Raw genomic sequence first — 8,824 nt, 5'->3', positions numbered from 1 at the left:
TGGTCGGATGAGGAAAAGGAAATAACCTGGCTGATTTCTTTTTGTCTACCAACTACTTGTGTTTCTTAACAGGCTCTAATTTACCAGTAGCGGCAATGCCGATGTTAGCGGAAATTTTATGACCGACACCGAAAAAATAGTTACCAAAACCAAAGAATATATTCTGAAGCTTTATTCCGAAGGTTATAGTACGCATCAAAATATGGTGTCAGGTTTAAAGAATGGTATTGATTATTTTGTTGGACGCAACGACAATATTGAAACCATCAAAGACGAAATAATAGCTACGTGCTTGAAGGAGTATGCATTACAAACTAAAGTGTTTGACAAATCTGGACACTTAAAAATGGTTGACGCCATTAAATTCGGATTTATTCATTTTGTAAGTGGACTAAATATAGACGAACTGACTGATGTATCACCTCTTCCATTTGAAAGACGAATTAGAAAAGAAGAATCAGAAATACTCACCGCTGCATTGAAAGACAAATTTGATTTTGGAACTTGGAAAGATGAAAATTATTATTGGGAGCCACTTTCCCAAACGCAAAATAAAGTCCCTCTAATTTACTTTGAAGACGAATTATTCAAGTCAAAGGATGTTGAAAAAGTAGTTGAAATCATAAAATCAATTTCAGGTGACAGAATTTACCTATTGACAGAGGAAAGCATTAATTATGAGATTGAAACTTCAACTTTAGAGTTTGATTTGATTGAATCAGCCTATTGCAACTTTGAAACTGATTGGCTAATTTATATTTCCCACGAAGGGACAATAACTTTTTCAGGACAAAAATTAATAACAGGAATTCAAAACAAATTGACAGAAATAATTAAACATAAAAATCCGTGGGACAAAAACATCCGTTAACAAGCATTGATACAATACTTTTGGGCTGACGGAAGTAATTATATTAAGCGGTAGTGTGGCAATACCCGAATTATTAAATCAAAAAAGCGCCGCTGCTGATTAATTCAGTAGCGGCGCTTTTTTGATTTAATAATCAGGTTTTAACCTAGTCCACATTATCATGCAGAAACCGGTTATCTCCCAGCAGCTCGTTATCATCCGATAAATTAAAGCGCGAGATATTCTGAGCTGAGCTTGGCTCAACATTCTCTAGTTTCACCTGGCGGCGCAGGTAAGCGGGTGTGTCGTATTGGCTCACTGCTTCGGGCGGCAAGCCGTTGCTCAGTTCCTGCAGGCGGCGACGACGCTCCAGTGCCTGGGCATCCATGGCGGGGCGGGTCCGATTTTCGGACAAAGGCGAAGCTGCCGGAGTCGGCGTAGCACTCGACGTCAATACCGGCTCCGTGGGTGCACTGGCGGGGATGCCAGCCAACGGCGGCGCATTGTGCGACGAAGGACCGTTCAAATCAAACGTGACGCGGGCCGGCTCGGGCGTTGAGCTACCGAAGCTGGGCACGAATGGCGCCGTTGGGTTGCTGGCCACCGGAGCGGCGGGCGCAACCGGCGTAGGAGCCGTTTCTACCGGAGCGGCAGCAACTGGAGCTGCCTCCGCCGTGCTGGTCCCGGGCGTGTTGATGGAATGCGCATCGCGGGCGAAACCCGTGGCAATTACCGTCACGCGGATGCTTTGGCCCAGCGACTCGTCGATGCCGTGGCCGAAAATCATTTCAGCGTCCTGGCCGGCCTTCTCCTGAATGTACTCAGTGATTTCCGTTAGCTCGTCCATCTCCAGCTCGTGCTCGGCGCCCGACATGATGGAGAGCAGAATGCGTTGCGCGCCGTGGATGTCGGTGTTGTTGAGCAGCGGAGAGTTCAGGGCTTCCTCGGCGGCGCGGCGGGCGCGGTTTTCACCGTCGGTCACGCTGCTGCCCATTACGGCGGCACCGCTGTCCTTCATCACCGTTTTCACGTCTTCAAAGTCCACGTTCACATCGGCCGTTACCGTAATGATTTCGGCAATAGACTTGGCGGCCGTGGTCAGCACGGTGTCGGCCTTGGCAAAGGCGGCACCCATCGTGAGGTTGCCGTAAATCTGGGGCAGCTTGTCGTTGAGAATCACCAGCACCGTGTCGCAGTGCTCGCTCAGCGCCTTGATGCCTTCTTCGGCCTGCTGGCGCTTTTTCTTGCCCTCGAACATGAACGGCGCCGTCACGATGCCAACCGTCAGAATGCCCAGTTCCTGCGCTACCTGCGCAATTACCGGGGCCGCGCCGGTGCCCGTACCGCCGCCCATTCCCGCCGTGATGAACAGCATCTTGGTGCCTTGGTTGAGTAAGTCGCGGATTTGCTCCTTGCTCTCAATAGCTGCCTGACGGCCGCGCTCGGGCTTGGCACCCGCGCCGAGGCCTTCAGTCAGGTCCACTCCTATTTGGAGCTTATTGGGCACCGTGGAGCTTTGTAGCGCCTGGTGGTCGGTGTTGCAAATGATAAACTCCACGTCCTTGATGCCCTGCTTATGCATGTGCTTCACGGCATTGGAGCCACCGCCCCCCACGCCAATCACCTTGATGATTGACTTGTTCTGGGCAGGAATGTCGAATTTGTAATTCATAAATGACAAAGTATGAATTATGAGTTATGAATTATGAGTTGCAAGCCAGCCAAAAACCAGTGGCCAACTCATAATTCATAACCCATAACTCATAACTAGATTCTAATAGGATTTATCGTCGTAATCGTCAATCAGCAACCCCTTGGTGCGGGTGATGATGTCCTTGAAGAAGCGGCTGGCAGCGCCGGGCTCCTTGGGCTTGGCGGGCACGGGGGCCGGAGCCGGGGCAGCGGGCACGTAAGCGCGCGTTTCTACCGGAGCGGGGGCCGGCGCCGGGGCAGCCTGCTGCACGGGGGCATAGTAAGCGGGAATCACCTGCTCTTCCTGCTCGTAGGGTGCACGCGAGTTGGTGCGCTCGTCGAGCGAGTGGTAGCCCGATAGCACCAAACCCACGGTAGTGGCATACATCGGCGATTTCACCGCCTCGATGCGGCTCTTGCCGAGGTGCTGGTTGGGGTAGCCAATGCGGGTATCCAGACCGGTAATGTACTCGGTGAGCTGCTCCAGGTTCTGCAGCTGCGAGCCGCCACCCGTGAGCACAATGCCGGCCGACAGCTTGTCGTGCAGGCCCATGCGGTAGATTTCGGCATACACCAGCTCCATGATTTCCGACATGCGGGCCTCGATGATGTACGCCAGGTTCTTCAGCGACACTTCTTTGGGCGGGCGGTTGGGCAGGCCGGGGATGCTCACGATTTCATAATCGGAAGCTTCCTCGGCAATGGCCTTACCAAATTTCACTTTCAGCTGCTCGGCTTGGCCGGGGGCCACGTTGCAGCCGGCTTTGATGTCCTGCGTGATGATGTTGCCACCGAAAGGCAGTACCGCCGCGTGGCGGATGATGCCATCCTTAAACACGGCCAGGTCGGTAGTTCCACCTCCGATGTCAATCAGGGCCACGCCGGCCTCTTTCTCCTCCTCGGAGAGGATGGACATGGAGCTAGCCAGCGGCTCCAGAATCAGGTCGGCAATTTCCAGCCCGGCTTTGGTTACGCACTTGTTGATGTTGTTGATGGCCGTGCTCTGCGCCGTGATGATGTGGAAGTTGCCCTCCAGGCGCACGCCTTCGTAGCCCACGGGGTCGGCGATGCCTTCCTCGTAGTCCACTTTGTAGTCCTGCGGCATCACGTGAATGATTTGCGAGCCGGGCTGGGTCACGAGGCGGTACATGTCCTGCGTGAGGCGGTTCACGTCGTCCGGACCGATGGTGTCGTGCGAGTTGCGCGTGATGCTGCCGTTGTGCTGCAGGCTCTTGATGTGCTGGCCTGCAATGCCCACGTTTACCAATCCAATGCTAATTCCGGACTGTTCTTCGGCTTGCCGAATCGCCCGTTTAATGGCGTCGACGGTTTTGTCAATATTGAGCACGATGCCCCGCGAAACGCCCTCCGACACAGCTTTGCCCATGCCCAGGATTTCCAGTTTACCGAATTCGTTTTTGCGGCCCACCAGGGCGCAGATTTTTGTGGTGCCAATGTCGAGCCCGACGACGATTTTGTCTTGTTGCATAGATGCGGTGCTGGCGAGCGTGAAGGAAACTTGGGTTGGGAGTTGAGAGATTTTTGACCCTAAGGCCTATGTTTCAGCGAATTACTATTCGCAGATAATTTGATTTTGGTATTCCACGTTTACCCGATGGTAGGTATCCCATCCCAAAACTGACGGAATTTGCCGGTAAAATACCATAAGCTTGGCAAATTTCTCGGAAATATTTTCGGGCAGGCCAAATTCTATGCGCTGGTCGCCCACCTGCTGGGTGAACGAGAGCTTGCCGCTCGGCTCAATAAAGACCTCCGAGACCTGCGCTTTCCAGAATTCATGCTCGTCGACATAGCGCAAAAACTCAAGGTAGCGCTTACCGGTGCTATCCTGGAAAAATGCACTTGGCAGGCTGCCGCCGCTGGGCCGCGCTACCGTGGCCACGCGCGCCGTAAAGAGCGGCGAGAGCGGCAGCACGTGCCCTTCGGCATCCACATAGGTATCGAGGCGGGTGTCGGGGTGGGTGATGCGGGCGATGGGGCGGTTTTGGCGCACGTCGGCGTGCAGGTTGCCGGCCAGGTCGCGGTATACCTGGGCTTCCCGCACAAAGGGATGGGCACGGAGCCGGTCTTCCAGCTGGCGGAGGCGGGGGCCTTCGGGCCGGGTGCCCAGCACGGGCTCGGCGCCGCCTTTGGTGAGCAACGCCGTTACGCCCCGTTCGCTGATGAAATAATTATCGAATTCGTTGGCAATGTTCACCGATACTTCGCCCACCGGACGGGCTGCTTGGCGCATGGCGGCGAAAATACCGAGGCCGCCCAGCACCAACAGGCAAGCAGCAGCAACTAGTAGGTTTCTAACGGTGCGTTCCAAAGACTAATAAGGTAACGGTGTGATGAAGTAAGGTGGTATTAAATGCCATAATTTTTTATCGTAATCTATTTCCAGCGCTCGGTTAGTAATAATTTTAATTGCGGCACCAACGTGTCAATATCCCCCGCGCCAACCGTGGCCAAAACATCAAATGTAGTGTCGGTTTTGGCGGCGGCCAGTACTTGCTCTTTGGTTTGGATGGCTTTGGTTGGGGAAGTAATGTTTGATAAGATTATTTCCGAAGTAATTCCCGGAATTGGCTTTTCTCGAGCTGGGTAAATATCTAACAAAAATACCTCATCTGCAATACTTAAGCTCTTAGAAAAACCTTCGGCGAAATCCCGCGTCCGTGTAAAAAGGTGCGGCTGAAAAATAACGCGCAGCCGCTTGCCGGGATAGAGCGTCCGCACCGAACGCAAAAAGGCCTCAATTTCGCGCGGATGATGGGCGTAGTCGTCCAAATAGACGTTTTGGGGCGTTGTGACCACAAACTCAAACCGGCGTTTTACGCCCCGGTAAGCAGAAACGGCAGCACGTAATTTTTCCGGATTTATTTTGTGAATTTGGGCCACTGCCGCGGCCGCCAGCATGTTTTCCACGTTGTGGTAGCCCGGCACCGCCAATTCCAGGTTGGTCACGAGGCCTTGCGGGCCGTGCAAATCGAAATGAAATTGGTGGCCTTCGGCCGAAATAGCGGCAGCAAATAATTCCGGCCCCTGCTCGGCCGAGAGGCCGTAGCGGATAACGTTGGTGCCAGCCGGCGCAGCGGCGGCCACGCTTGGGTCGGCGGTGTGGTTGATGAGCAGCGTGCCCCCGGGCTTGAGTTGAGCTACAAATTGACGGAAGGATTCTATCAGCGCGTTTTGGTCGCCGTAGATGTCGAGGTGGTCGGCATCGGTGCTGGTGACGATGGCGATGTCGGGAAATAGCGTGAGGAAGCTGCGGTCGTATTCGTCGGCTTCCACCACAATGGGGGCTTGCTCGCTGCGTGGCAGCAAGAGGTTGCTACCCAGGTTCACCGCAATGCCGCCCAGAAATGCGCCCACATCGAGGCCGGCGTGGTGCAGCAGGTGGGCCACCATGCTGCTGGTGGTGGTTTTGCCGTGCGTGCCGGCCACCGCAATGGTGTAGCGGCCCTGCGTGAGCACGCCCAGCACCTGGCTGCGCTTGCGAATGTCGTAGCCCTGAGCCCGCAGCCAGGCCCACTCCAGGCTTTCGGCCGGAATGGCGGGCGTGAGCACCACCAGCGTTTGGGCGCGGTTTTCCCGAACCTCCGCCGGGATATTCTCCACGGCATCGGCGTAGTGAATCGCAATGCCTTCGGCGGCCAGGGCCTGCGTGAGGGGCGTTTCGGTTTTGTCGAAGCCGCTTACGTGGTGGCCATTGGCCTGGAACCAGCGCGCCAGGGCCGACATGCCAATGCCGCCAATACCCAAAAAGAAAACGTAGGGAAACTGCTCCAATTCAACTAACAATTAACAATGAGCCAAGGCCGGGACTATTGTTGGCGGGGAATTAATTTCAGTAGCTCGTCCACGATGGCAGTAGTGGCCTGGGGCCGGGCCAGTTCCAGCACGCGGGCGCTGAGTTGGTGCTGGCGCTCGGTATCGGCGAGCAGGCGCAGGGCTTCGTCGTAGAGGCGCGTGCGGGCGTGCTCGTCGGTGATGAGCACGGCGGCGCCTTTGCCCACCAGCGCCAAGGCATTTTTGGTTTGGTGGTCTTCGGCCACGTTGGGCGAGGGCACCAGGATGCAGGCTTTGCCGGTAAGGCTCAGCTCAGAAACGGACAGGGCGCCGGCGCGGCTTACGACGACGTCGGCTGCGGCATACGCCAAATCCATGCGCTGGATAAATTCCAGAGCCTGCAGGTTGTCTCGCTGGTAGGGCTCGGCCTGCTTTTGAGCTTCGGGGAAATAGAGCTTGCCGGTTTGCCAGAGCAGCTGCACGCCGGCCTCGCGGAGCTGCGGCAATGCCACGGCCGTGGCCAGGTTGAGCGTGCGGGCGCCCAGACTGCCGCCCACTACGAGCAGCGTTTTCTTGCTGGGGTCCAAGCCGAAAAACTGCAGCGCTTCGGCGCGGTCGCCGGTGGCAATTTCGCTGCGCACTGGGTTGCCGGTTTGCACAATTTTTTCGCGGGGGAAGAATTTCTCCATCCCGTCATACGCCACACATATCCGGTTCACCCGCCGGGCAAGCAGCTTGTTGACCAGTCCGGCGTAGGAGTTTTGCTCCTGAATAAGCGACGGAATGCCCTGCGACGTGGCGGCCAGCAACACGGGCGCCGAGGCATAGCCCCCCACTCCTACCACGGCATCGGGCCGAAATTCCTTAATCAATTTCCCCGCCTTGCGCACCGACCGCAGCACGCGCATCGGAAACATCAGATTCTGGGGCGTGAGCCGCCGCTGCAGGCCGGTGATATCCAGCCCAACGATTTTGTAGCCGGCTTCGGGTACGCGCGTCATTTCCATGCGGCCGTTGGCACCCACGAATAAGATTTCGGCATCGGGCAGCCGGCGGCGTAATTCATTGGCAATGGCCACCGCCGGGAAAATATGCCCGCCGGTGCCGCCGCCGCTGATGATGACGCGAAGAGGATGAGTCATATATAGGTAGAACGTCAGGCAGAGCAGCGGCGGCGCTTGCTATTGGGAAACCAACTCAAATCAGTTGCCCGGTAGCGAGGCGTTGGCCAGCTCAACTTGAGCGGTTAGGCGTTTACATATGCGCGCTTGCTGGGAATGCGGGCGGTGTCGTCGGGCTCGCCGGTCATGGGGCGCACTTCGCGCTCGCCGCGGCTCACGGCCAGAATAATGCCGATGCTGATGCCCGTGAAGATAAGCGAGGTGCCGCCCATGCTCAACAAAGGCAGCGGCAGGCCGGTAATGGGGCCCAGCCCCACCGACACGCCCATATTCACCAGCGCCTGCAGCACCAAACTGAAACTCAGGCCCGCCGAGAGCAAGCCCCCGAAAGCCCCGTAGCTATTCATCACCGTTTTGAGCCCTCGATACAGGAAGGCTAGGTAGAGGAACAGCACCACGGCCCCGCCAATCAGGCCGTATTCTTCGATGATGATGGCGTAGATGAAGTCGGAATACGGGTGGGGCAGAATGTTGCGCTCGGTGCTTTTGCCCGGGCCCTTGCCGGCAATGCCGCCGGTGGCAATGGCGATGTAGCTGTGCTCGAGCTGGAAGGGCGTTTTTTTGGTTTTGTCGGTGAAGTTCGTAACCCGTGACATTACCGTGCCCAGGCGCTGGCCCAAGGCCAGACCGCCCCCGCCCAGCACCACAAAAATGCCCACCATTACGGCCATATGCTTGAGCGGCACCCGGCCGATGAACATCAGCAGCATGCAGGTAGCAAACAGCAGCAGCGCCGTAGAGGCATTACTCAGAATGATGAGGCTGCAAATAGTGCCCACCCACAGCATCACCGGAAGCACCGTCGATTTGAAATCGTCGAGGTGCTGCTGGCGCCGGCTGAGCATACTGGCCAGGTGCGAAATCAGGGCCAGCTTGGCCAAGTCCGAGGGCTGGAACGTTTGGTTAATCACCGGGATGGTCATCCACCGCGACGCGCCGTTGGTTTCGCCGCCCAGGAAGAACGTAAACAGCAGCAACGGCACGCTTATCAGCAGCGCGTAGAGCGACAGGCGCGAGTAGTGTCGGTAGTCGATGCGGTGCGCCAGCCACATGCAAACCAGCCCCACGAGAATCAAGCCGGTGTGCTTGAAGAGGAAGGCTTCGGTGTTGCCGTCCATCTTCTTATAAGCCAGCGTGCCCGTGGCCGAATACACCACGGCGATGCTAATAAAGGAGAACAGCAGCACGATGGCCCACAGAATGGGGTCGCCTTTAAGATTGCGCTGCAGCCAGTTGTTGGATGGTTCCATTGGGGAGGGGGTGACTAGGTAATGGAGTGGCTGAGGGAGACAGGGATGACGGGAAA

At 56.2% G+C, this 8,824-nt stretch carries 7 protein-coding genes; 1 reads left to right on the top strand and 6 read right to left on the bottom strand.

Features of this window, described 5'->3' with window-relative positions; genetic code table 11:
• Nucleotides 1-118: 118 nt before the first annotated feature.
• Nucleotides 119-871, top strand: coding sequence for a hypothetical protein (locus LJ738_RS13090; protein ID WP_227786787.1), 753 nt, complete (start codon nucleotides 119-121; stop codon nucleotides 869-871).
• A 145-nt stretch (nucleotides 872-1,016) separates the two neighbouring features.
• Here LJ738_RS13090 and ftsZ read toward each other — a convergent pair whose 3' ends face one another.
• The 6 genes from ftsZ to LJ738_RS13060 form a co-directional block, all read right to left on the bottom strand.
• Nucleotides 1,017-2,522, bottom strand: a complete 1,506-nt coding sequence (gene ftsZ, locus LJ738_RS13085) for a cell division protein FtsZ (protein WP_227786786.1) — start codon at nucleotides 2,520-2,522, stop codon at nucleotides 1,017-1,019.
• A 102-nt stretch (nucleotides 2,523-2,624) separates the two neighbouring features.
• Nucleotides 2,625-4,031 (bottom strand): cell division protein FtsA, encoded by a 1,407-nt coding sequence (ftsA, locus tag LJ738_RS13080; protein ID WP_227786785.1) that lies wholly within the window; start codon nucleotides 4,029-4,031, stop codon nucleotides 2,625-2,627.
• Nucleotides 4,032-4,115: 84 nt separating this feature from the next.
• Nucleotides 4,116-4,874: a cell division protein FtsQ/DivIB gene (locus tag LJ738_RS13075; protein WP_068196019.1), complete on the bottom strand. Its 759-nt coding sequence runs from the start codon at nucleotides 4,872-4,874 to the stop codon at nucleotides 4,116-4,118.
• Between the two features lie 65 nt (nucleotides 4,875-4,939).
• Nucleotides 4,940-6,337, bottom strand: a complete 1,398-nt coding sequence (murC, locus tag LJ738_RS13070) for a UDP-N-acetylmuramate--L-alanine ligase (RefSeq protein WP_227786784.1) — start codon at nucleotides 6,335-6,337, stop codon at nucleotides 4,940-4,942.
• A 35-nt stretch (nucleotides 6,338-6,372) separates the two neighbouring features.
• Nucleotides 6,373-7,479 carry an undecaprenyldiphospho-muramoylpentapeptide beta-N-acetylglucosaminyltransferase gene (murG, locus tag LJ738_RS13065; protein WP_227786783.1) on the bottom strand — a complete coding sequence of 369 codons (1,107 nt, stop codon included), beginning with the start codon at nucleotides 7,477-7,479 and terminating at the stop codon, nucleotides 6,373-6,375.
• 104 nt (nucleotides 7,480-7,583) lie between these two features.
• A complete protein-coding gene (locus LJ738_RS13060) occupies nucleotides 7,584-8,768 on the bottom strand; it encodes an FtsW/RodA/SpoVE family cell cycle protein (RefSeq protein ID WP_227786781.1) in 1,185 nt (394 codons plus the stop codon).
• Between the last annotated feature and the right edge of the window lie 56 nt (nucleotides 8,769-8,824).

The organism is Hymenobacter plasmatis (assembly GCF_020711255.1).
In the GTDB taxonomy this organism is placed as follows: domain Bacteria; phylum Bacteroidota; class Bacteroidia; order Cytophagales; family Hymenobacteraceae; genus Hymenobacter.
The sequence above is the reverse complement of the archived record's forward strand: the minus strand, read 5'-3'. Positions and strand labels throughout refer to the sequence as shown.

Coding starts and splice junctions, on each gene's coding strand:
- ftsZ (WP_227786786.1), bottom strand. CDS start 2,522: ATGAATTACAAATTCGACATTCCTGCCCAGAACAAGTCAATCATCAAG.
- LJ738_RS13060 (WP_227786781.1), bottom strand. CDS start 8,768: ATGGAACCATCCAACAACTGGCTGCAGCGCAATCTTAAAGGCGACCCC.
- LJ738_RS13090 (WP_227786787.1), top strand. CDS start 119: ATGACCGACACCGAAAAAATAGTTACCAAAACCAAAGAATATATTCTG.
- ftsA (WP_227786785.1), bottom strand. CDS start 4,031: ATGCAACAAGACAAAATCGTCGTCGGGCTCGACATTGGCACCACAAAA.
- murG (WP_227786783.1), bottom strand. CDS start 7,479: ATGACTCATCCTCTTCGCGTCATCATCAGCGGCGGCGGCACCGGCGGG.